Raw genomic sequence first — 22,077 nt, 5'->3', positions numbered from 1 at the left:
CTGCTGAAAAGAGGCGTTATTGCTGGGAAGTCGTTTGTCCGACCGGCATCGGAGCGAGCTGCGCGCCGCTGAGATTGTCAACGTCAGCGCTGATCACAGTGGAGAGCCGCCCGCTGAAGACGCCCATGTCCATAACACCCTGCGAAACGGGATAGGCTTTCATTGTATTCACGTTGACCATAAACACCGTCGGTGTGGCTATCGGCAGGCCGTTGCCAAAGAACGACATAATTTCGTCAGCGATCGGTGCGTTCGGGTCAGATTTACGCGGCAGCATCGGGTACGGGAAAGAGCTGTCGCCGCCGCCGTCGAGCGTATAGGCATAGACTTTCAGCCCCTTATCCGCAGCCAACTGCTTGAGCGGCGGATCCATCTGGGCGCTGTAGTGGCAGTTGCCCCCCATAAACAACACCAGCGCATAGTTATTGATGTTCACTTCACGCCCGTCCGGCAGCGAAAAAGGATGGACGGTGGGCGCCTGCCGCAGGGTCTGCTGGGTTGAAGTGTGCTCGTGCTTCGCCGCCTCCAGCGCAGCAATATCATCCGCCGTGGACGCCAGCGCGGGCAGTGCAAACAGAAGTGCCAAAAATCCTGCCGTACCGAAAGCCTTCATTGTTTTGCCTCTTTATCATGCTCAGCGCTGGTTTGCTGACGGCGAAGACGCCACTCGCAGTACAGCAGCTGCGCGGCGGCGGCGGCCAGAAAACCGTACCCGACAAAGGCAATGAGGCTCTGGGTCAGGCTGACCGAATATTCCAGAATGTCACCCAGTGCCATAAACAGCATCCCGATTAGGAACAGCCCCATCACCTGACTAATGCTCGCCATGTTTTTTCTCCCTTTTATGTGTCATACCCGATGTCGCTTGGCGGCCGCGCGCCACCTTCACCGTTGTGTTTTGTGCAAAATGATTTAACGCAAACCTGACGGCCATATACAAAACCGCATACAACGTGGTGACCAGCCCGTAAAGTTGAAAGACGCAGTGGTCAACCGCGACCGCGTAGGCGTCACGACTCTCCTGTTTTGGCAGGCATAAGACCGTTTCTGGCACCCCTCTGTGAACCAGCGGCGACGCACGCTGATTGAGGGTCACTGCGTCAGGAAGGGAAGCGCATCCCCACACTTTGCCGGGCTCAGCCCCCCTGACCAGTCCCTCGGCTTGGGTCAGAATGAATGCACCCGGAGACGGCCAGGCACTCAGGACAATAACGAAGGAAAAAATAAACACTGGCCCGATAACCACAATATCGAGCACGAGCCTGAACGCTGCCCAGCAGGACATTGCACCGGCTTTACACGCTGCAAATGACATGAGAAATCCTTGGTTCTGAAGAAGGGTAAAAACGGGTGATTAGAAGTTAGGTTTAAAGCCCGTGGCCACGTTGAGAAAACGCTTGGCCAGGTCGTCCTGCGTCATAAACCCGTAGGCCAGCGCCTGCGTGACGTGCGTCTGCGGCTGAACCAGAAACAGGGCCGGGAAATAGTGAATATCCAGCGACTTGCTCTGCCCATTGTCCGGGCGGCTGTCCGGCACCGTAGAGGCCACCTGCCCGTCAACCGACACCGGGATCAGCGAGATGTGGTGTGTCCGGGCAAAGTCAGCCACGATCCCCGCCATCTGCGCGTCCAGCGGCTCTTTACCGCGATAGAAGTAAAACATCCCGTACTTGCCCGCCAGCTCGGCAATGCCCTTTTCCTGATCCTGCTGGTCTTTGGCCTGCTGCATCGGCGCGGTGCTGTTGTAGTGCGAATATTCCAGGTTGTAATCGAGATCCGGGTGCTTCAGCTGCGCGACCGCAAACGACTGGCTGAACATCGAGGCGCGGTCTGTCCAGAACTTCTGCCAGCGCAGGAACGTCGCCGTATTTTCACTGCTGGGGTACAAAATCGCCTTGTTCAGCGCGTCCTGCGTCAGCTCTTTGAGCACCTTCGCCTGCTGCGTCGGTGACATACTGGCCAGATCCTTCCCCGGCGGTGCAGGGGCAGGCTGTTTCGGCGTCGCGGGAACATTTTTTGGTTCGTTGTACCAGTGGTAGCCGGTGAAAGGCGCAGCGGGCGGCACAATGTCGTCCGCCAGCGCGTTTCCCGTCGCCAGCAGCATCAGAACCAGCGGCAGTTTCTTCATTTATTGGCTCCTGAATTCTGCGGCACCTGTGCCTGAATTTGCTGCTTGATGCGGTCAGACAGCACGCCCTGATTGGGGATGTTTTTGTTTTTCTCAAAGTCTTCGAAGAAGTCTGAGAAGTCGATTTTGTCGAAATTAATGCTGCTCAGCTCCGGCACGGTAATGCCCCGGCAGTCCGGTGAATCCCCGCTACCGAACCCAATGCCCAACTGCCCCAGACGCCCCTGCTGCTGAATGATGCGGGCCAGCTTGCTGCTGAATTCGCAGTACACCGCTTTTTTCTGGATGCACACGCCGAGTACAGCCCGCGCGCACGTCTGACCGACGTTGACGACAAGTTTTTTCGCCTTGGCCTGCGCTAATGCCACCTCATCGCTGCTGCAGTGAGCCAGGCTGGCACTGTTGCCCCATCCTGAGTCCACGCAGCAGTCTGAGAACCCGGCCATCGCTTTTCGGCAGGATTCAGGCTGCCCGGTGAACGCACGGACGTTGACCTGATCGGCACGCACGGAGTCTCCCGCCGCCGCAAGCCCGGCCAGCTTGGATATCGCCAGATCAAAACCGTTACTGTTGTCCGGGTCAATTGAGGCGCAGTCGCCGGTGATGCAGAAGTAGTCCCCGCCGCACATTTTGCCGGTTGAGGTGATGGTCTTCTGACACTGATAGGTGACCTGCTGATGCGTACAGGTGCCGCTGTCAGACTCTGTGCATCCAGAACCGACTTTGGTGCAGTTGGCATTAGACTGCAAAGTACCGCAGTTACCGACGGAATTAGTGGGTGTCACGTAATTGTCGGTGTACTGCCAGCAGTCGCTGTGTACCGTGTAAGTCTGGCCGTTGACCACCTGCTGCCGGTCGCCGCCCGGATCGGTACAGGTGCTGCCCGCGCTCGCCGTCGCCGTCCCCTTGTCAAAGGCGCAGGATTCGCTCCATGTGACTTCAGGCACCCAGGTTTTGGTTTCCTGACGGATGTGGATGTTCATCACGAAGTGATAGGCCAGATTTTTACTTGACCAGATAGCTGGCTTTGCCGTTTTGCCCTTTAAGTCGGTGATCGTAAAACGAACAACTGTCGGGTCATTGAATACTTGTCCGCTCTGTAACTGATAATGTCCGCTTTGGTTGTATTGCCCCGTAGAGTGAAGGTCAAACGCGCCAAAAACGGTATTGGCTGTCAGGTAGTAAGCACCGTCTAACGCGCTGGGTTTCACATTATCGGGATGAAAAGTGAAGTCTGAAGTCACCGAAATGACGGTGCCAGCAGGCAGCGTATAAGTCGCTGCAAAGTCTCCACCATTGAGAGAGAAGGAAAGTGAATTCGAATCCAACGTGATTTCATGATCTTCGTAAGTAATGCTTTCATGCCCGGAGGCGACAGCTGTTCTCGCACACGCCTGAATAACGTTGACGTCCTGATCGCAGGTAAAATTTTGGAAGGTGGTTTTACTCACCACCTTATCCGTACACTGTGCGTAGGTGCCGTTCGCCACCGTATCCGAGGTACTTTCCGCATTTTTACCGTTGGTAATAAAGTCTGCGTTCGGGTCTATCGTCGTCTTAGGATTTTTGATCATGGCATCTTGCGTAGCCTGCCCTGCCTCGCTGTTGTTGAGCGCCGCCTGCCCGTCGCTGGCCATTGAACCTCCCCCGCCCTGCACACCACCGTAGTAGCCTGTCTGCGGCGGTGAACCACTGTAGCCAGGGATCATATCGGCTGGTGAGGTGTTCTTAATGGCGTTCGCCCCCGATGTCGCACCCTTACCGGTGCTGGAGCCGGCACTATACGCATCGCTTAACGCATCAGCCCGCACAGCCATCACCGGTAACAACATCAACAATAGTGCCCACGCCCGCCGGTTCACAGATCACCTCCAAGCAGCGTTTTAGCCGTGTCAGCACACTCACCCTCGCGGGCCACACGGCGCAGCGCATCGCGGATGCGGATATTGCCGGAAATGACGTCATAATGTCCCGGACAGGTCACCACCAGCGCCGGAACGGCCTGAATGTTGAATTGCTTAAACACTGTGGGGTCAATTTGCACGCCGATTTTGTTGTTTTGCTTGGAAAATTCCAGCATCTGCGCGGCAGTCTTGCGAAAATCATTGTCGATAAGACCACGGATGGTAGCGGTGACTTTCAGGCTAGCCGCCTCGTCCAGCATCGCCTGCAACCCCTCTTTCGGGATGGAGAAGCTCACGAAATAGAGCGCTGGCGGGGTCTTTTCCGCCGCGGCTTCGTGCTGCGCCTGCTGCTGACGTAGCCCGTCGCTCAGCTGGTCTACCGACTGCTGCTGCGCCGGCGGCAGGGAAAACGTCTGCCCCTGCAGGCTGTTTTTAAACTGGGTCAACTCATCCTGCTGCGTCTTCATCCAGGCGCGATCGGCGGCTGAAGGGGGCACGGGGGAAACAACGGGCGTGGATTCGGAGGCTGACGCACAGGCGCAGCCCATCAGGACGCTAAGCAGCGCCCCGCAGAGAGGTTTTTTCATGAACGGATCTCACATATAGGCGCAGTTACGCTTACGCCAGATCAGGTAGCCAAAGTTCTTTTTGCTGGTAGGAAGGTTGTGCGTGCTGCCCCAGAGCTGCGTCGTACTGCCAAAGGGATGACAGGACGCGACGTCGGGGTACATGTTCACCATCTGATAGCGGTAGCGGTCTTTCGGGATAATCGGCGACGGGTAGGTGTAACAGACCGCCGTGTCCACCCCGATGCTGTTTTGGATCAACCCCTCTCGATGCAGCTTGAACGCCATGCGCTCGCTGACCAACACCGACGCCTCCAGCGGGGAGAACTCGTTGCTGGTGTAGCCGGTAAAGGGGTACATCGACCCCTGTGCACCCGCACACCAGAATAGCGGCGCGAGCGGCTTTCCTGCGCTGCTGGCAATGGAGTCGGCGGCACACGCCCCCTGAGCCAGGAGGTTGCCAAACAGCGCTGCCTCGGGGTTGACGATCATCGACAGGCTGCTGTCGTTCCACATCGGATCCACCTCGGACAGGTAGGCGATATCCATGTCCCCGCCCTGCAGACACCCTTCGCTGGCGATGATGTTCATCCATTCCATCAGCGGGTATTTGTACCAGTGAACGTGGTAGAACGCACCGGCGACGGGGCGGTCACTCTGCCCGCCGGTGCCCGTTCCCGTGCGCCCGAAGTCAATCTTAAATCCGCCCATGTTCACCATCACGCCGGGTTCGCGGGTGACGTCGGTCATGGCAAACGGTTCCCAGTATCCGATCGCAATCCCAAGCCGGAAGAAGATACCCACCGGACAGATCTGGATGGGCGACGCCGGGTTGCCGGTATCAGGTAAAGAACCGGCGGCGAGCGGAATGCTGCCAATAGTCATCGGGAACAGACATCTCCAGCATACGTCGCTGATGGGATTCACCCAGCGGCCGTCGCCGGCGTTGGCGGCGTGAGCAGGCGTACACAGCAGCCCCGCCCAAATTAAGGTGAAACAGAGAATGAGTTTACGCATTCGTCCTCCGCCAGCAGAATGGCAGGGACGACTTTCCAGCCCAATCTTTCGCAACTGTCGATAAGGTGGATAAGAAACTTCGGGGCCCGTCCGGACTGCATCTGATAGGCAATGTCGTCTTCAACATCCGTGCCCAGCACGGTCAGGAACTCCTGTCGTGCCCTTTCAACCTCACGGGCCAGCGCATCAATGGTGGGGCCGGACAGCAGCGGCGCGACGCCCGGCTCACGGTCAGAGAGGTGGTAACCCGCGCCCTGCAGGCTGCGCAGAAAAGCGGAATAAATCGTGTCAAAGTAGGCGGCATTCATCTGCGCATGTGAGGCCTTCCCCGTGATGGCGGCCGGGTACCTGAACAGAATGGATGTATTGCCTTCGGAACGGGGAGCGTCGTCCGGACGGGGCAGGGGTTTTGCCACAAAATCACTCCTTCCGACAGCTTTGTAGCAAAAAAACAAGTAGAGGCAGAGGAGTAATGACAGCAGCCACAGTATTTCGCCGGGGGTGAGTGATTCAATAAAAGCAGATAATTTCATCGTTATTCAACCTTCTGACAATGCGGATAAGCTGCCACGTAGAGTCCCCGCTGACGCAGCCGCCTGAGCATCCGGTGCACCTTCTGCGCACTTTGACCGGAGGCAATCTCCATGCGGATCTGCGCGATTTTTTGTTCGGGTTTGATATTCGGCGGCAGCGCGTTGATCCAGGTATACAGCAGCGCGTTTGCCAGCTGGCTAAACAGCGGCTCGGGGAAAACCACCTCGGCGTGAGGGTCAGTGCTCAGGCACAGGCCGTTGTCCAACAGCAGGTGCTCCAGCTCGAGCGACACTGTCAAAAACAGCGCATCGTCCTGCCCGTCGATATCCGCTAAGCGTTTTACCGCCACCTTACCGACAACACAGTTCAGCAGTGTTCTGGCACGCTCTTTAACGAGGTTCACTGCGTGCCTCCTGACGGCGGCAAGGCCACTTCTTTAACCTGCAGGTGATTTTCAGCCCGGCTGACCACCACCGGCGTATGCTCAAAACCGAACTTGGTGGTCAGCACGCCGGCCTGATCGAAATACACCCGCTCATCCAGTGCGTCGCTGACGTCCTTGATGTTGCCGTTGACCAGAATCACCTTGAACGGCGTGGCAAGCTGGCTCAGCTGCGCCTTCACCCATTTCACCTGCGCCTTGTTGTCGCCGTCGAGAAAGTAGAGGGTTTCGTTGAATGGGATCTTCTCCAGCGGGTGCACGCGGTCGCCTTTGTGAACAATCACGTTGCCCTGCATGTCGGTGATGGTCTGGTTTGCAACAAACGTAGGGTCATAAGCGGTCACGCGATCGACAGTCGCCGGTGAAAGGCCGCGCACCGGCGGCGGGCGCACGGCGTGCTCTTTGACCCTGGCAATCGCCTGCGCTTTAAGACGGTCAAGCTCGCCGCTCTTTTGCATGCTGTCGAGACGCTGGGCGATAAAGTCCAGCATGTCCGGCTCGGTGATGGGGAAGACCTGCCCGATGGTGCCCAGGTTCTTCGCCACCGCCGGTGCCCCGCACGCCATGCCCAACAGGAGAATCAAGGCCAGACGCGTCTTCATTTCGCCCCCTGCATCCGTCTGGAAATATCACTGCGGATCTGCACGGTGATGTCCTGTGCCCCGCCGATGACCGCCGGTGAGACCAGTATCACGGCGTGGTTCGCCTGCTGATACTGCGTCAGCGCCGCCGCCATCGACTCACCGAACTTCGCCGACAGCTGCTGCAGCGAGGCGCTGTCGGTCTGCTGCTGCGCCGCCTGCTGGTTGAACAAATCCACCGTGCCTTTCATGTCGAACTGCACCACGCGCGGCGCCATAAGCCAGAACGTCAGCGCCGAGCACAGCGCGCAGAAAAGGACGGCGCCGACCACTGCCCCCGCCCAAACGGCGTAACGACGCCCAGCGCGCGGGGATTCAATGCCTATATATGTCTGTGTCATAACGTCTCCTGCGCCTCACCGGACGCGTGGTTATCACTTTGCCAGCGGTAGCGGGCGAGTTCGTGTAACGCCGCTATGCGGGTCAGTCCCGCATCCTGCAGCTCGTCCATAAAGGCCATGTCGCCGGCATAGTCGATGAGGCTCACCCGTTCGTGCGGGCTGATGTGCACATGAAAACGTTGGCCAGACTGCCCCCTGAGTCCCCTGACGACAGGCAATACGCCGTCGCGGTGAGGCTGGCTGAGAAAAAGCCGGTCACTCTCACTGACGTCTGACAGACGGTCGAGGCTGCGGTCGCAGCACCCCACCAGCAGCCGGTCGCAGGCGTCGTGACCGGGTTCAAACGGCAGCGCCGTGTCGGTCTCCAAAACAAAGTTCACCCCGAACTTTCGCGCCTGACCCAGCAGCGCGGTCAGTTTGCTGCGCAGCGCGTCGTCCGAACTGATGTGATACAGCAGACCGTCATCGAGCACGCAGAAGGTGACTTTTGGCAACTGAGACGACATCAGCGTGATTTCAATCGCCTGCAGCAGCGTCGCGATGGCCTCCGTTCGCCGTTCGGGAAAGACGCTGTCAAACTCGCCGATGGACACGTGCAGCAGGTCGCCCTGCGTCACGTCCCCCACCGGTAGCCGTCCGTAGGCCACCGGCGGGCGGTAGCGGTCGAAGGGGTTTTCCAGCCGGTCGGGCGTCAGCGTGAAGCTCACCGCGTGCAGCGAGAGCCGCCGCCCGCCGTTTTTTTCACAAAACAGGCGGTACTGGTCGCAGGTATCGACCAGCAGCACGTCGCCCCCCTTAGCCCGAACGTCCGCGCACAGCGCTTTCACCAGCGTGACGCGTTCGTGCACGCCGTCGCCCTGCACCGCGATGCCCGTACCGGACAGGCCCGGATAGCCAGCCTGCCCTTGTACATCAAACAACTCTTTAAACGTGACATCGGGCGTTACGCCGCTGTGTACCATGTTTCCAGTTCCTCCAGCTCCTGTGGATAGAGCTTTTCTGCTAACAGATAGGCCGCTTCCTCACTGGTTGCGCCCACTTTTTTCGCTTCCTGCATAAATGCAAAATCCGTTCCCCGCGAGCTGAACATCGCGCGGGTCACCGGATCGACAAACAGGCGGTGGAAGGTGCTGTACTCGCCGGCCGTGATCAGCAGCGAGCTGAACCCGGTGTCGGCGGCTTTCTGAAACTTGCGGATGACCTCTTTTTCCAGCTCGGTGAACTGATCCGGGTTGTCCTGCAGGTAGGATTTGAACGCTTTGCCGTCCTGCAGCAAGGTGACTTTTGTCGCACTGTTGTTCCACGCCGCCTCGGCTTCCCGCGACGCTGTGAAGTCCTTGATGCCCTGCGTGATGGTCACAAACGAGCCGGTGTGGCGGCGCACCGTGCGGTAGCCGGTTTCGATAAACCGCGCGGCGTGCTTGTTGGAGCCGCCTAAAAGCCGCCAGGCTTCATCGATGACCGCCACTTTTTTCAGGTCACGCGGCGAGTGGTACATTTTTTCCTGAATGGCCAGAATAAGGGAGAACAGCACCGCGCTCATCAGGTCCGGATCGTCCTCCAGGCTGAGCATTTCCAGCACGGTGAAGCGGTTGTCGAAGTCCATCGACGGCTTGTCCGAGTTGAAATACTCGCCCTTGGCACCCCAGGTGCAGTATTTGTCCAGCAGCAGGGCCAGCTCCGCCATGCGCGACAGGATGGTCGGCTTGTCCGCGTATTCTTCGGTGACCGCCGGCGACTTGAGGAACAGCACGATGTCATCGATGCGCGCCTTGTTCTGACGGGTTTCCCACGCGCGCATCACGCCCTGCTCAAGCAGCGCCTCGCAGACCTCGTCCAGCATATCGTCGGGGCTGGCCAGCACGGTGATCAGCCGGACAATGCCCGACACCGACTCCTTAATGTTTGTGACGTTGGCAAACGGGTTAAACCGCAGCGCCGCGCCGTCGAGGTAAACACCCCCCACCTGCTCGCAGAAGTTCTTGTAGCCGTCCCCCATGTCAATCGCCCAGCCAAACCCGCCGCTGTTGAGCACCTGACGCAGCACGCCCTGCACGAAGAAGGTTTTTCCCGCCCCCGACGTGGCTGTAACGGCGATATTGAAGTTGGTATTACCGTTTTCTTCGCTGAACATGTCGTAGAACGCCACCTGATTGCGGTAGGTGGGCAGCAGCAGCCCGCTGACGTTCATCGGATTTTCAGCCACCAGCGGCAGCAGGTTCAGCGTGTTAAACGCGGTGGCACGCAGCGACGCACCAGTCATCTTGATGTCGTCCCACAGCCCTTCCTGCAGCATGAAGGGGAACATCGCCATGTAGTTGCGCATCTGCTGATAGCGCGGCGGACTCAGCTCTAAGTCGTTCTTGCGGAAGGTGTTCACCGTGGCCAGCTCGCATTTCAGCGCCTCGGCGTCGTCGTCAGGGCAGAACAGCGTCACGTTGTAAAAGTAACGGCACATGGACTCTTCGCCGTTGCTGAGCCCCTCACGCAGCCGCTTCCACTCTTTGGCGGCCTTCTCGGTGCCCGGAAACAGCCGGCCGTAGGCCGAGGCCATTTTTTTCTGCAGGTCGAAGTCCTTTTTCAGGGCCTCGGTGGAGCTGGCCTGTTGCTCTTCCACCTCCATGCAGCAGGTGATGACAAACGGGCACGGGATCCCCATGTCAGGAAAGCGTAAATTTTGCACGTTGTCCGGCGTCTGCCAGAGGGCAAAGCGCCCTGGGTTCTTGGTCAGCTGCAGATTGACGATGCGCGACGCGGTTTTTCGCCCGTCGTCGCCGACGCCAATTCCCCCACGGTCGCTTTCCTGCCGGTCAAGGGACACCCGTAGATAGGAGGGTTTGACCTCCAGGTCGATGCTGTGATCGACGCACTGCCGGTTAATCAGCTCGTCGGTGCTGTAGTGGCTGCTGCTCGGGTTAATCTGCCCGGCGCGGTAATTCACCAGCTCGCGTATCATCGCCAAAAACTCCGGCACCTCAACGTTGCGCGAGCTGAGCTTGGCCGACTCCAGAGACACTTTCAGGGTGCTGCGCAACATCGACAGCTCGCCCAGGCTTTTACTGCTCGGCTTGCCGCGGCGCGAATAGATAAAAAAGACGCGGTAGTGACGCAGATAGAGCGGCAGATCGTTTTTGTTGGTGAAGCCTTTTAGCGACGCACGCTCATAAAAGGCGCGGGTGATTTTATTCAGGCGGTCGGCCATCCCGCCCGTCCAGTAGTCCGCGCCCACCCCGCGCGCAATGCGGTCACCGACACACTTGCTCGCCACCATCATCACGGTGAAGGGCATATTGCGCGGCAGCTTTTTGCGGATCATGTCGTCGAGTGAAGCCACCACCTGCTGGTTTGCGCCAATCAGCGGCGACAGTTCCAGAATAAAACCGGTGGTGTCCGCGTTCACGTACAGGTCGTGGTCGTCATCGGAATAGCGGTAGGGCAAAGCGGCGGTAAGGGACGGGTAATCCCAGTTCTGCTGCAGCATTTCGCTGGCGGTGCCCGCCCCGTCTTTCTGGCTCATCGAGCCAAACAGACGGGTTAACGTTTCCAGTGGGTCACTCATTACTGCCCCTCCCCGATAACCGAATAGTTCTGATCCCAGTGAGATTTGTCTTTCACGATCACGACAATCGCCGGCTGGTGAAAGGCGTCGTCTTTATCCACCCACGGCGCGACCCAAAGGCGCTGCGTCTGGTCGGGCACGCGGTCGGCGATCACCGCCCCCGGCGTGGCCATCTTCTGCGGCGTCTGTAGCGTGCCGTAGGTCACGCGAGTCGGATTGGCCGTGTTGGGCAAGATCATTGCATCGCTGCCGGAAACGGGCTGGATTGGGCGGGGCGCGATGTATTTCGGCCCACCCAGCGTTGCCGCCGACAAGGGTTTAAGCACCGGTGGGACGTTGGCCGGCGCGCTCAGCGTCTCACCCGCAGCCTTTTTTGCGCTGTTGTCTCCGGCGGCGGCCAGCGTGTCGAGATTTTTGCCCGCCGTGGCCATGCTGTTGGCTTGCCCCATCGTGAGGCACTGGTCGGTGGCGGATTTATTACAGTCAAAATCTGAGTTCATACCGGCGCAGCCGGTGAGCGCGGCGCACAGCAAAGCCGCACCTAAAATTTTACAAGGCATAGAAACTCCGGAATAAAGTGAGGTAACGGTGTAAATAAGGGAAACGCGAGGGTAAACGTCAGACTAAGGGATTTTTTTTTACTGATGTCTTATCGGCAAGATCCGGCGTTAAAGTTCAGCAAAGAAGCATCCTAAGATCACCGCGACCAGCGGCACACGGTTGTTTTTGCTAATAAACGTCATTCCCAATACCTCGTAAAAATTGAAGACTCGAAGATAAGGGGAATGGCGGCCAGAAAATAAGACGCGCCCCCCAGATAATAAAACGCATCCGGGTTCACAAGCGCTATCCAGGGATGCCAGAGTGCAATACTGCCCAGTCCGAATACAACGCCATACAAAACCCAGGGAACCACTATTAAGATGTTCGCGACGATGAGGTTTTCCGAGCAATCAATAGGAATAAACCACGCCAGCCCTAAAAATAAGCAGACGATCATGGCAAAAATTCGCCACGCCATCCATTGAGGCGGCATAAATCCGATATGAATTAACTGCACCCAGCCACAAAGCAGGGAAACAAACAACAGGACAAGAACCAGAAACGACGGGCGGTACAACGCCTTAACAGCTTTCATTACCCATTCCTCAGTTGATGGTGTCGCCCAGATGCAGCGCCCTGGCCTGACGCAGAACGTCGTCCGGGTTCACGTTGCCCGCTGAACTGCTGACCGTGTTGGTCACCGCACTGGCCGTTTGTGCCGACGCCGTCTGCACCTGCGCCGCCGCCTTCTTTGCCATGTCTTCTTCGATGGTTTCCAGCTGGAATCCTTCCTGGAAGACGATGGTGACCGGGTTGCCCGCCCCGATATCAATCACCGGATGGTACTGCTCGGCGCGTTTTATCCAGTATTGACTCAACGTGTCAGCGGCTTTTTCTGCCCCGCCGCCAAAGCCCTGTTTCAGGATATCTCCACCGCCCACGGATGCTGTGGCACCCAGGCCAACGCTTGGCGTCGCGGCGGAAGAGATGCCGGCACCGATACCGGACAGGAAGCCCGCCGCACCGGCGTAGCCGATGATTTTGCCGTTACGCATGACCGGCTTGCCGCGGATCCCCTCTTTACCCTGATAGGCAAAGTGCCCCTCGAACTTCTGGTCGATATGCTGACCGTTTTTAAGGTTGCAGCTGATGTTGCGGGTGCGTCCTGTGCCACGTTCGCTGGAGATATCGCCCCAGATTTCCGCCGTCACGAAACAACCTTCCATGCTGTATTCATGGCTGTTTGGCAACTGCACCTTGCCGGACAGACGAAACTCAACTGGGGTAGTTTGCGTACTACCGGTGACGCTGGCGTTCGCATCGGCCCCTTCGATCATCACCGCGTCGGAAAAGGAACCCGAGGGGATATAAGGCAGGTTATTCTTCTTTAGGGAACTGGCGTAGGTGAAGGTCGTAGACTTGAGCGTGCCGGTCACTCTTGCCGCGCTGCCGCCCGGATAGAACCCGACGCCCTGCCCGCCCGCCGGGGGAGTGGTGACGGAATACTGCGCCGGAGGCGCAGCAGGAATGCCGGAGAGCTGCGCCGGGAGCGGATTACCCTGTGCGTCGCGGCTGATCCCCGCCCCGCCGTTGGCCAACGGTGCGGCCGGCGTGCTGCCCTGCAGCTGCTTACGCATCTGCTCATTCTGGGCCAGGCTCTCCTGCAACATCTCCAGCGTCTTCTGCTGGCTTTCTTTCACCTGGCTTACCGTGTCGGTCACTTTAGCCAGGCTGTTTTCCAGCGCAGCCACCTTGTTTTGCTGCTGCGTCAGCGCCGACTGCTGCTCTTTGTCAGTGAACGAGCTGGTGACCACCCCGGTCATGTTAGGCAAAGGCGCAGCGTTGGCGTTGGTGGAAGCGGCTACCGGCTTGTCCTGACCGAAGTACCAGACTAGACCGCCAATCGCACTTGCTGCGACGACGGCGGCCACCAAAATGGCCAGCTGCTTTCTGCGGGCGCTGACGTTGATGTTAGTCGCCATTATTTGTTGCCCTCACCGTTGTAGGCAAAAATCACCCAGGCAAACCCCTGTCCGCCCGGATACAGCTGCGCGGTGGACAGGGCGACCGCACGAACACCTGGCGAGTAGAACTGGCGTTCCTGCAGGTGCTGTGTGATAGAGCCCGGATTGGTCATGCGATAGCGCACCACGCGCAGGTGTGAACCGAGGAGTTGGCGCTCCGGGGTCAGTTGCACACCGGCCGCTGGCTGATAAGCCTGCGAACGGCGCACGGGGTAGTCGATAAAGTCTGGCGGGACTTTGCCGTTTACCACGTCGTGCGCGATGTTTTTTAGCGTATCAATATAAGGCTCCCCCTCTTCCCATGACCTGGCGGAGTCATTGGGAAGAGAAGGAACACTATCCGGTAAAAGTGAAAGTGTTTTACCCACTCCCGCCTTTGGCGTGACGTTGAGTGAGACGGAAATGTTGTGCTCCGTCTGGATAAACACGGTGAAGGCTTGCCCTGAAGTTGGCGTCAAAATGACGGAACCGTCGTCGGAGTTTGACGCCTGATAGGCGCCATCCATACCGTCGAGTTTGATGATGCGCTCGCCCTCAATCACAATTTTGTTGGGGTTCGTATTACTGAGCGTCACGTTTAGCTGCTGGTTGTCAGAAAATACCGTTTCTGACGGGGGTGAATAATAAGATGCCGCTGTGGCCGTCGCGGATATAGCGCACAGACCGCCGGCAATAAGACTGCGTGAAAGTAACGTGCGTGAAAGCTTCATTCCGACCTCACGTAAATACGGGGGTTATTTAACAGATAAATAAGGCAGTTCGGTAAACTCCTCTAAATCCGGCTTACCGTTGTGATAGCGAATATCAAGACGATAGGCTTTTGGTACGTCAGGGAGTTGCCCGGTAGAGGTTGAGCTTTTCAGCGTGCCTTTAAATATCAGCGCGCCGGACGTCGGCTCAATCGTAATAGAGTCACTGTAGAACACCGTCGATACGCCATTTTTCTTGATGTAGTCAGATTCCACAGACAGCGCATTTTTAAGCGCTGAGCGGTGCTCGGACGGCACGTAATACAATAATTGCTTATGCTGACCGTCAACCGTTTCCGGCGTAACGTTCAGTCGCAGCGTAATAAACGACAGCGCAGCCATATTCATGTAATTGCCGTCGGCGGAATTAAGCGTAGTGGTAAAGGCTTTATCAAACACCATAGGCACGGTGGTTATACGCTGCTCTGTATAGAACACATAAGCCAGGTGACCAATCACAATGTTCGCCGTAATGCTCAGCATTAACGCCAGGATGACAACGGAAAAAATAATGGCCAGGATTTTATCACTGGCACGTTTAACTGAAAGCTTCATGAAATACCCTATTTCATCCAGTGGCGATTTCCGGAGTCAGGCAGTTTTTTAAATGCGTAATTAAAAAGCAGGTTGGGGAGATACCAGTAGCACAAATTAATTAACCAGTATGACCCCTGCCCTTTTTTAAGACGCCTTATTACCCACCACAGAAAAGCCGCCAGAATGGAAAGCACACCCGTCATGTTGTACACGATGCCAAGTCCTACCGGCACCGCAATAACAACTAGTTCGTCGATGGGCAATCCAAAATAGCGGCCTTGCTGATTTATTGTCTCCGGGAAAGAATATTTATCATCTTCCCCTTCCATGATTTACCCCGCAATACCGAAAGCAACACGAGTAAAAATCATCACCATCGCAATACCCACGAATACCAGCGGGTTACGAGCTTTAATATAAACCGCTAGCGCAATAATAATTTCTGCGTAGTAAATCCACTTTTCGATGGAAGAACCATGTCCAAATGTGTTTGAGACAGTAGTGCTTTGACTTGAGAAGAGATCGGCTGAGCTTGATGCTAGAGCAGGATGCGTAACTGCAAGAGCCCCAAAAGCCGCAACAACAAATTTAATTAACTTACTGTTTTTACTAAATTTAGACGAAAAAAAGGACGGGCACGCTACCGCCCGTCCCTTTAAAGCGCAAAGGGCATTGCTTAAACCAGCCATGGAAGGAACCTCTGTTGTGTAATAGGAAAGACCCGAATTTACGTAAAGAGATGTAAATACGCGCATTTATAATCGCATGGTGCCATTAAATCTGAATGTGATCTAGATCACATTTTTTATCTTACACATCTGTTTATTTGTTTCGCCTTGTAAATAGCGGACAAGGGTATCGACATGAGAGATATTCAATGCCAAAGAACATAACCAAATGAAAGATAAAGAAAAAATACCAGAAGGGCGAGGGCGGCCACGTAAAATCGCAGTGGGTGAAGAAGTCCGGTGGGGTTTAAGAATGCCTGAAGGGCTATTAAATGAACTACGACTGAGTGCAAGAGTTGCAGGGCACAGCATCAATGATGAAGTGCTATCTCGTTTAATGGTGTCACTTAATTATGAACCCAAAAAAGATACTGTTGATACACAGGAAGGCAAAAGACTTGTGAAGTTGTCTCAATTATTCTCGGAATTTATAGAAGCAAGATTGGGTGAACTTGATAAGCAGGATACCGCAGAGAAAAATCCCAATGAAAAAGGAGAAGGTTGATTTTCGGGCACTCTGAGTGCCCGAAACCCCAATTACTCGATTACAAAGTGTTTCTTTTCAAGCTCGTCTTCTGCCGCGTTAATTGCCGTAAGATGGGCATCAATAGCCTCATCAAGTTTATCTCTGTTTGTCTCCCCGATCCCCCGAAGATATAACTCAGTCATCATGGACACCAGCAGCATTGTCCCTTCTCTTGCCCCGGAAGCTTTCTTAATCAGATCACGACGATAGGTCTCAAGATTGAAAGATGACTCATCCTCAGAGGATTTATAAATCATCAAACCCAAGCGACAAAGCTCATTAACCATCGCCGACACGTTCATCTCAGATTTACTGGCACCGTTCTGGATCTCTAACGCAATAATATCTTTGATTTCATTTTCGATTTTATCTTTCAGATAGACGTTATGCCGTGCCATATAAATTTCTCTCATTTTTAAGCAGTGCCGGATTAGGCACTGTTGAACAGAAAATAGCAGCTCACAGGGTCGAATTTCAATCACCCCGCGCTGGTGAATGCCTTTGCATTGTGTGGCCTTATGCGGCACTGGTCAAGCATATACAGGTGGCTGTATCCGGCACCAGTGCCGGATCGTTGCCTAGTTAAATAACTGATTTTTAATATTAGCCACTCAGCGAACACCTAATAGTGCCTAATTAGGCCACCATCAGGCCACCACCTGGCACTGTTGTGTGGCCTGATAAGGCCACCATTTGGCATTACCCCCCCAAAAAACATAAAATATAGATGGCAACTCACTAATTTACATAGATAAATCAGCAAGGCGAAGCCTTGCGTGGGGTGTGATGTTTTTCTTCAGTGAGGAGCGGGATATTTAAGTGGAACTGTTGTCGCGAATTCAGCTATTTAGGCGTAGCTACAGATTTCCGCAGGAAATAAGCCTGTGCGCGACCACAGTGATTTATCTTGCATGCGGTGATCGGCGCGGGTATTTTATCGCAAAACCGCACAGCTTCTCACTCATGCACATTTAAGCGAGTCCAGAATGAAACGCATTGCCGCCCTTATGCTTTTTATGAGCCTGTCTTTACCGGCTCATGCGAATTTATGTTTTGATAATGCCGGCAGGGACAACCATATTGATCCTCTGTTGCTCATGGCAATAGGAATACATGAATCACGATTGCGCGCCGGGGCGATAAATAGCGCGAATACGAATAAAACTGAGGACGTATGCGCAATGCAGGTCAACAGCATTCATTTTAAGGAGTTGGAGGGGTTTAATATTACCCGCAGCGACCTCCTGAAAAATCCGTGCATCTGCGTGTATACCGGAACCTGGGTATTAGCAAAAATATTCAAGCAGTACGGAAAAAACTGGAACAGCGTGGGAATATATAACGCAGGGGCAGGTAAAAACAGGGCCGCGATACGTAAAAAATACAGCGACACTATCAAATCCATTTACAGCATCCTGCTTGCCCGACAAATACTGGAAAACAAACAGGCGACACAGAACCCCACTTATCCATCAAATCCCCAGCCGTTAAAGCCAGCGCAGTTTTATCCCCAACAAGGGGTAAAATAAGCGTCAGCGGTTTTTCACCGGGACAAGGTGAAAAACGACGGCTGTGGAGTTGTGGGTAAGTGGGTCTGACTTATCCCTATATACACGGGCGTGTCGCCAGCGTCATTTTATTCCCCCACCTAGGGAATAAAATAAGCTTCAGCGATTTTTCACCGAAATGAGGTGAAAAATAACGGCGGTGGGTATGGGGGTAAGTCAGTCTAACTAGGGAGCCCCTTTGGGGCAGCGGCAGAAACTGCTTTATCGTTTCGGGCGGGCGGGGTTTAAATAAATCCCTTCGATGGGAATTTATTTAACGTTTGATTAACCATATCCAACAAATCATACTCATAACCAGTCCTTTTTAATCCCCCTCATATGGAGGATAAATCTAACGGTGACTAACCAAACGAGGTAACCCCAGCGTAGAATCGATATAAAAGGGTCATTTTCCGTTTCGCACTGATGGATTGACGGAGATAATGTAAGCCCTCCAAGATGGAGAGCTTACATTATCGTCGTTACCAATCAAAAGTTTCAAAACCGTCTATGGTGTCAGCGTCTCTATCAAAGTTAAGTATCTCTACGCCATGTGTTTTCATCATTGTATAGATCAATTTTCTGACAGATTTCGAAATCCCTAGATCTTTCAACATTAAACCTGGATGTCTATATTCCCGAAATATCAGTAGATACCCGTAGTAGGTATCATGTATCCAAGGGCGGTCACGATGCGCGTTGTCAGCAAATATTTCATAATCTTGCTTGCTCATATGTGCTGTACTGCATTTAATACCAGAAAACATTACCATTATTTACTCCTTAGTGAGAATTGATTACATCGCTCTCGTTTATCGGCAGCATTGGTTTTGTTTTCAGCTTTATTAATATCTCGACATACATAACCATCACTCACATCAACTGTCAGCAGAATTTTCAGCTGTGATATCCAGCCTATTACCCCCTATATTGCCCGCCATTTTTTTATCATTCTCCACCGTTAAAATTAGCTATTTACAGCCTACCTCCATAGTTTTTAAACACGCGGAGGTAACAATCTATTATTTCAGTTAACACTATTTTGCCCCTCGCATTGCTAGATCCTTAGCGGCCGGTTTACCGGCCAGTTTCTGTGCGGCGGCGTAGCCGCCTGCGGGGGTTGACCTGGCCGTTGCCATCAGACCCTAGCCGTCAGGCCGGAACCCCGGAGGGGTTCCGCGAAGCTTACCGGCTTGCCGGTTAGCGTAGTCGGGCTCGACGACCGGCCGCAGGTCGGGAGCCGAAGGGGGCCATGTCCTGGGGGTGACTTAAGGTGGCAAAAACGACCAGGAAAAGATCGGAAATGAGGTATACATACAGGATCACGCACAACAGCTGCACGGCGAAAAAGAGCGAAAGCCCGGAGATAAAAAGACAGTAAGGGAAGAGAGAGACAAGCCCCCGGAACATAACGGAGAGAAAGGGCGGCGAAGCCGCCCCGTCACTCTGATTGGGCAGGCGGTACGCCTGCGGGCGGGTTTTAGGCGAGCTAAAAAGCAGGGAGTGCTCCCTGCCCTGTTATCAGAACGTCCGGCGACTGCCCTTAATGCGATACCAGAACGGCGTGTACATTTCGCGGGTGATTTTCTGGCTCAGCGAGTTACCGATCCTGACGCAGGCGGGAATACCCAACAGTGATAACTGCACGTAGCACATCCGCGCCGCCACCGGATCCAGATCGGTACACTGCACTAACAGCTGCGTCTGCGGATTATAGCCACGGTCAAGCAGCACTTTAGCCGCCGCGATCACCATGCCGCCCGCGCCGCAGGTCGGCTCATCGAGGGTAATATAGGGCGCACCGTCCGCCAGCTCCTGAACGCGCTGCCCCATGACCAGCCCCGCGATCAGCTCACTCAGTGAGAACGGGGTAAAAAACTGCCCCATTTCCTTACTGCTGATCTCCAGTTCCATAAAAATGGAGCCCAGAAAATCGCACATACCCGCGTCCAGACCTGACGTCACCAGAGCCAGCAGGTGTGCCATGCGGTTAAGGTCGTCTTTCTCATAACCGGCAATCGTCTGAAAATATTCATTCTCCAGCTCGTCGCACTGCAAAAAAACATTTTCCAGAGCCACGGCGCCCATCGTCACAAAATCCCTGAACACCTGAAACCGGTTGTGATAGCGAGCAGTTTCACGGAACAGTTTCACGAATTCTTTTCGGTGATTATCCAGCAGCGAAACTGAGCTATCCCTTACAGGCCACGAAGGTGAAACCACCTCAGCAGGCAGCGCGGTTGTTACAATTACCGGCTTAACCGCCACGGTCTCCGGCATTTCTGGCGAGGAAAACAGCGAATCAAACGATAACTGGCTCATGCTGTTTTATCCGCTTCACGCTGGCGGGCAGTAAACACAAATCCGTCATCTGTCACCTCAATCGCAAGATCTGCCTTACCGGTTAACAGGGCATCGAGCGTTTTAGGCGCTAACTTCACGCTTTCCCACATATCACCGTTGCCCAGCACGCTATCAATCGCGTCAAAATGCGCACCTGCGTCATCCCATAAATCCGGATCAAACCCCTCCGCATAACAGATATTGCGTTTTTTTCGGATAAAGGTTGCGGTTGACGCCGTCAGATAAATGCCGTCATCGGCCATAAACCACAGCTCACACGCATTTTTCGTCACATCCTGAATAACCGGCGATAGCGTCTCCGCTTTAAAAATCAATTTATTCGGCATTGTTCACCTCTGAAAAGTCATTGAATTGCCGCCCCGCAGGGCGGCAAGGTCATCAGGCGTAAGCCCGTTTCAGTTCCAGCGTGCGCAGCACCTGTCCCAGTTCACTGCCCCGCATGGCGGGCACCCTGACGGACTGACCTTTGCGCTGGCATTTGGCGATATGACGTCCCAGCGCTTTAAACGGCACGGCGATGTCCTGACTTTTCAGCGGTTCCCGCACAATGCGCGGATGCTTTTTTGCCGTCTCAGACTTTACAAACGGTGTGGGGGATGCAATTATCTGTGCGTCGATATTCATAGCATTAACTCCAATCGAGTATTGATAGCCGGTTTAGCTTTCTAAGGGACAAACCGGCACGAGAGAGCAGACGAAAGTCTGCTTTTTTCATTTCTGCGATACGGTTTCTTTGCTTAACACCTCCTTAGTGATACGGCTGACAATCGCCGCGTGGGTCATGGTTGCCTTGTCGCGGAACGTGAAATAACGCTCCCCTACTTTGGCGTAAATATCCGTCACGTCGCCGCACACCATTTCAGCCAGCTTGAACGATTCGCAGTGCGCGTCGCCCTGCCAGTCCTTCGGGTACATCAGCGCGATCGCGTCCATAAATGCCGTCAGGGTGATTTCTGATACGTCCGTATAGGCCAGCTTTTCGCGCTGCTGCCAGTAAGCGGCCTCCGCGCTCGCGTCCCACTGGAAACGGTCGGGATTCTGGTAGCCGGTCTGGCTGATTTCAGTTGTGTACATGGTGTTTCTCCTCGGTGTTGACGGCGGGACAATCCCACCGTCGGCTGTTATTACTGATCGGCCGCAATCTCTGCCATTACTTCACGGTAAGCCGTCTGAATACGCTCCACTTCTGCCCACGTAAACGTGATGCCTCTGAGTCCTATCGCGACGATAAAGACATCACGATCTTTCAACGGCAGCTGACAGAGACGTTCCAATAAACTGCGGATTAGGCGAAATTCGAAAATTTCCCAATACAGCCCACATCCTGCCTGTGCTTCCTTTTCGAGAGTGGAAATCACCGCGTCGGAACGAAATACGTCAAAGGGATGGGAGGACGAAATGTCAGTAATGAGGACGTTCATGCGCAGCGTTGTGTGTTTCCCCCATCTTTCAGTAGATTCAGGAGCGGCGGTCTTGACGTTCTGTGTGTTCATTCTGGTTGTTCCCCTTCGGTGGTTAGTCCATCTCTCAGTGAGTTCTTTCGCGGCAAGGGCAACGGAGTACCAACGCAGGCAGACGGCAAGGGGCGGAGACAAAAAGTTTACGGACGGAACGGGAGGAAAGTTTTTGGCGGAGTTTATATACCCCTTGCCGGATGACCAGGCGGTGCTACGTTTAAGCCCGCGCGGAAGGGCTGGCTGAGCGATGGTTCGCCGGACAGCCCGGACAGGATGAACACACCCGACACGACGGAACGGCGTGGCGACCTTAGCGGCCGGTTTACCGGCCAGTGTCTGTGCGGCGGCGAAGCCGGCTGCGGGTGTTGACCTGGTCGTTGCCATCAGACCCTAGCCGTCAGGCCGGAACCCCGAAGGGATTCCGCGAAGCTTACCGGCTTGCCGGTTAGCGCAGTCGGGCTCGACGACCG

General features: G+C 54.9%; 29 protein-coding genes. 2 read left to right on the top strand and 27 right to left on the bottom strand.

Annotated elements, in window-relative coordinates; genetic code table 11:
* Window positions 1-16: 16 nt before the first annotated feature.
* The 20 genes from traF (AC0Z7K_RS19200) to AC0Z7K_RS19105 form a co-directional block, all read right to left on the bottom strand.
* Complete coding sequence (gene traF, locus AC0Z7K_RS19200) at window positions 17-613, bottom strand: conjugal transfer protein TraF (RefSeq protein ID WP_056777692.1); 597 nt, start codon at window positions 611-613, stop codon at window positions 17-19.
* A complete protein-coding gene (locus tag AC0Z7K_RS19195) occupies window positions 610-828 on the bottom strand; it encodes a hypothetical protein (RefSeq protein WP_056777690.1) in 219 nt (72 codons plus the stop codon). The genes traF (AC0Z7K_RS19200) and AC0Z7K_RS19195 overlap by 4 nt, the downstream gene beginning before the upstream one ends.
* Window positions 815-1,315, bottom strand: coding sequence for a hypothetical protein (locus tag AC0Z7K_RS19190; protein WP_485615510.1), 501 nt, complete (start codon window positions 1,313-1,315; stop codon window positions 815-817). The genes AC0Z7K_RS19195 and AC0Z7K_RS19190 overlap by 14 nt, the downstream gene beginning before the upstream one ends.
* A gap of 39 nt (window positions 1,316-1,354) precedes the next feature.
* Complete coding sequence (gene traF, locus AC0Z7K_RS19185; protein ID WP_056777684.1) at window positions 1,355-2,128, bottom strand: type-F conjugative transfer system pilin assembly protein TraF; 774 nt, start codon at window positions 2,126-2,128, stop codon at window positions 1,355-1,357.
* A complete protein-coding gene (traN, locus tag AC0Z7K_RS19180; RefSeq protein ID WP_485615561.1) occupies window positions 2,125-3,960 on the bottom strand; it encodes a type-F conjugative transfer system mating-pair stabilization protein TraN in 1,836 nt (611 codons plus the stop codon). The genes traF (AC0Z7K_RS19185) and traN overlap by 4 nt, the downstream gene beginning before the upstream one ends.
* Window positions 3,961-3,986: 26 nt before the next feature.
* Entirely contained in the window at window positions 3,987-4,619 is a 633-nt protein-coding gene (gene trbC, locus AC0Z7K_RS19175; protein WP_485615508.1) for a type-F conjugative transfer system pilin assembly protein TrbC, read from the bottom strand.
* 9 nt (window positions 4,620-4,628) lie between these two features.
* Window positions 4,629-5,615 carry a conjugal transfer pilus assembly protein TraU gene (gene traU / locus AC0Z7K_RS19170; RefSeq protein WP_056777674.1) on the bottom strand — a complete coding sequence of 329 codons (987 nt, stop codon included), beginning with the start codon at window positions 5,613-5,615 and terminating at the stop codon, window positions 4,629-4,631.
* A complete protein-coding gene (locus tag AC0Z7K_RS19165; protein ID WP_485615507.1) occupies window positions 5,585-6,148 on the bottom strand; it encodes a hypothetical protein in 564 nt (187 codons plus the stop codon). Before AC0Z7K_RS19165 ends, traU begins: the two co-directional genes overlap by 31 nt.
* A gap of 2 nt (window positions 6,149-6,150) precedes the next feature.
* Window positions 6,151-6,552 (bottom strand): hypothetical protein, encoded by a 402-nt coding sequence (locus AC0Z7K_RS19160; RefSeq protein ID WP_485615506.1) that lies wholly within the window; start codon window positions 6,550-6,552, stop codon window positions 6,151-6,153.
* Entirely contained in the window at window positions 6,549-7,193 is a 645-nt protein-coding gene (traW, locus tag AC0Z7K_RS19155; protein WP_485615504.1) for a type-F conjugative transfer system protein TraW, read from the bottom strand. Before traW ends, AC0Z7K_RS19160 begins: the two co-directional genes overlap by 4 nt.
* The gene (gene trbI, locus AC0Z7K_RS19150) at window positions 7,190-7,573 is read right to left on the bottom strand and encodes a type-F conjugative transfer system protein TrbI (protein ID WP_485615503.1); all 384 of its coding nucleotides are present in this window, start codon (window positions 7,571-7,573) and stop codon (window positions 7,190-7,192) included. Before trbI ends, traW begins: the two co-directional genes overlap by 4 nt.
* Entirely contained in the window at window positions 7,570-8,535 is a 966-nt protein-coding gene (locus AC0Z7K_RS19145) for a hypothetical protein (RefSeq protein WP_485615501.1), read from the bottom strand. Before AC0Z7K_RS19145 ends, trbI begins: the two co-directional genes overlap by 4 nt.
* The gene (traC, locus tag AC0Z7K_RS19140; protein ID WP_056777661.1) at window positions 8,517-11,132 is read right to left on the bottom strand and encodes a type IV secretion system protein TraC; all 2,616 of its coding nucleotides are present in this window, start codon (window positions 11,130-11,132) and stop codon (window positions 8,517-8,519) included. The genes AC0Z7K_RS19145 and traC overlap by 19 nt, the downstream gene beginning before the upstream one ends.
* Window positions 11,132-11,692, bottom strand: coding sequence for a type IV conjugative transfer system lipoprotein TraV (gene traV, locus AC0Z7K_RS19135; protein WP_485615500.1), 561 nt, complete (start codon window positions 11,690-11,692; stop codon window positions 11,132-11,134). Before traV ends, traC begins: the two co-directional genes overlap by 1 nt.
* 179 nt (window positions 11,693-11,871) lie before the next feature.
* Window positions 11,872-12,270, bottom strand: a complete 399-nt coding sequence (locus tag AC0Z7K_RS19130) for a hypothetical protein (RefSeq protein WP_056777655.1) — start codon at window positions 12,268-12,270, stop codon at window positions 11,872-11,874.
* Between the two features lie 10 nt (window positions 12,271-12,280).
* On the bottom strand, window positions 12,281-13,657 hold the full coding sequence (traB, locus tag AC0Z7K_RS19125; protein ID WP_056777652.1) for an F-type conjugal transfer pilus assembly protein TraB: 1,377 nt from the start codon (window positions 13,655-13,657) through the stop codon (window positions 12,281-12,283).
* On the bottom strand, window positions 13,657-14,409 hold the full coding sequence (traK, locus tag AC0Z7K_RS19120) for a type-F conjugative transfer system secretin TraK (RefSeq protein WP_056777649.1): 753 nt from the start codon (window positions 14,407-14,409) through the stop codon (window positions 13,657-13,659). Before traK ends, traB begins: the two co-directional genes overlap by 1 nt.
* Before the next feature lie 24 nt (window positions 14,410-14,433).
* Window positions 14,434-15,003 carry a type IV conjugative transfer system protein TraE gene (traE, locus tag AC0Z7K_RS19115; protein WP_485615498.1) on the bottom strand — a complete coding sequence of 190 codons (570 nt, stop codon included), beginning with the start codon at window positions 15,001-15,003 and terminating at the stop codon, window positions 14,434-14,436.
* A gap of 8 nt (window positions 15,004-15,011) precedes the next feature.
* Window positions 15,012-15,314 carry a type IV conjugative transfer system protein TraL gene (gene traL / locus AC0Z7K_RS19110; RefSeq protein WP_485615497.1) on the bottom strand — a complete coding sequence of 101 codons (303 nt, stop codon included), beginning with the start codon at window positions 15,312-15,314 and terminating at the stop codon, window positions 15,012-15,014.
* Between the two features lie 3 nt (window positions 15,315-15,317).
* Complete coding sequence (locus AC0Z7K_RS19105; RefSeq protein ID WP_485615495.1) at window positions 15,318-15,674, bottom strand: type IV conjugative transfer system pilin TraA; 357 nt, start codon at window positions 15,672-15,674, stop codon at window positions 15,318-15,320.
* Between the two features lie 208 nt (window positions 15,675-15,882).
* On the opposite strand from AC0Z7K_RS19105, the gene AC0Z7K_RS19100 reads away from it, so the two are divergent.
* Window positions 15,883-16,218: an Arc family DNA-binding protein gene (locus AC0Z7K_RS19100; RefSeq protein ID WP_485615493.1), complete on the top strand. Its 336-nt coding sequence runs from the start codon at window positions 15,883-15,885 to the stop codon at window positions 16,216-16,218.
* 32 nt (window positions 16,219-16,250) lie between these two features.
* Here AC0Z7K_RS19100 and AC0Z7K_RS19095 read toward each other — a convergent pair whose 3' ends face one another.
* On the bottom strand, window positions 16,251-16,637 hold the full coding sequence (locus AC0Z7K_RS19095; RefSeq protein ID WP_485615491.1) for a relaxosome protein TraM: 387 nt from the start codon (window positions 16,635-16,637) through the stop codon (window positions 16,251-16,253).
* A 588-nt stretch (window positions 16,638-17,225) separates the two neighbouring features.
* Here AC0Z7K_RS19095 and AC0Z7K_RS19090 point away from each other — a divergent pair.
* On the top strand, window positions 17,226-17,768 hold the full coding sequence (locus AC0Z7K_RS19090; RefSeq protein ID WP_485615490.1) for a lytic transglycosylase domain-containing protein: 543 nt from the start codon (window positions 17,226-17,228) through the stop codon (window positions 17,766-17,768).
* A gap of 500 nt (window positions 17,769-18,268) precedes the next feature.
* Here AC0Z7K_RS19090 and AC0Z7K_RS19085 read toward each other — a convergent pair whose 3' ends face one another.
* The 6 genes from AC0Z7K_RS19085 to AC0Z7K_RS19060 form a co-directional block, all read right to left on the bottom strand.
* On the bottom strand, window positions 18,269-18,559 hold the full coding sequence (locus tag AC0Z7K_RS19085; protein ID WP_485615489.1) for a DUF5983 family protein: 291 nt from the start codon (window positions 18,557-18,559) through the stop codon (window positions 18,269-18,271).
* 748 nt (window positions 18,560-19,307) lie between these two features.
* Window positions 19,308-20,108 carry an N-6 DNA methylase gene (locus AC0Z7K_RS19080; RefSeq protein WP_485615488.1) on the bottom strand — a complete coding sequence of 267 codons (801 nt, stop codon included), beginning with the start codon at window positions 20,106-20,108 and terminating at the stop codon, window positions 19,308-19,310.
* Window positions 20,105-20,476, bottom strand: a complete 372-nt coding sequence (locus tag AC0Z7K_RS19075; protein WP_485615487.1) for a DUF3085 domain-containing protein — start codon at window positions 20,474-20,476, stop codon at window positions 20,105-20,107. The genes AC0Z7K_RS19080 and AC0Z7K_RS19075 overlap by 4 nt, the downstream gene beginning before the upstream one ends.
* Before the next feature lie 52 nt (window positions 20,477-20,528).
* Window positions 20,529-20,774, bottom strand: coding sequence for a hypothetical protein (locus tag AC0Z7K_RS19070; protein ID WP_119823639.1), 246 nt, complete (start codon window positions 20,772-20,774; stop codon window positions 20,529-20,531).
* 87 nt (window positions 20,775-20,861) lie between these two features.
* A complete protein-coding gene (locus AC0Z7K_RS19065; protein WP_485615486.1) occupies window positions 20,862-21,224 on the bottom strand; it encodes a hypothetical protein in 363 nt (120 codons plus the stop codon).
* Between the two features lie 50 nt (window positions 21,225-21,274).
* A complete protein-coding gene (locus AC0Z7K_RS19060) occupies window positions 21,275-21,643 on the bottom strand; it encodes a hypothetical protein (protein ID WP_119823643.1) in 369 nt (122 codons plus the stop codon).
* Window positions 21,644-22,077 lie beyond the last annotated feature (434 nt).

The sequence above is a fragment of the Rahnella sp. 1L-D-7-B-C2 genome (genome assembly GCF_057290995.1).
The sequence above is the reverse complement of the archived record's forward strand: the minus strand, read 5'-3'. Positions and strand labels throughout refer to the sequence as shown.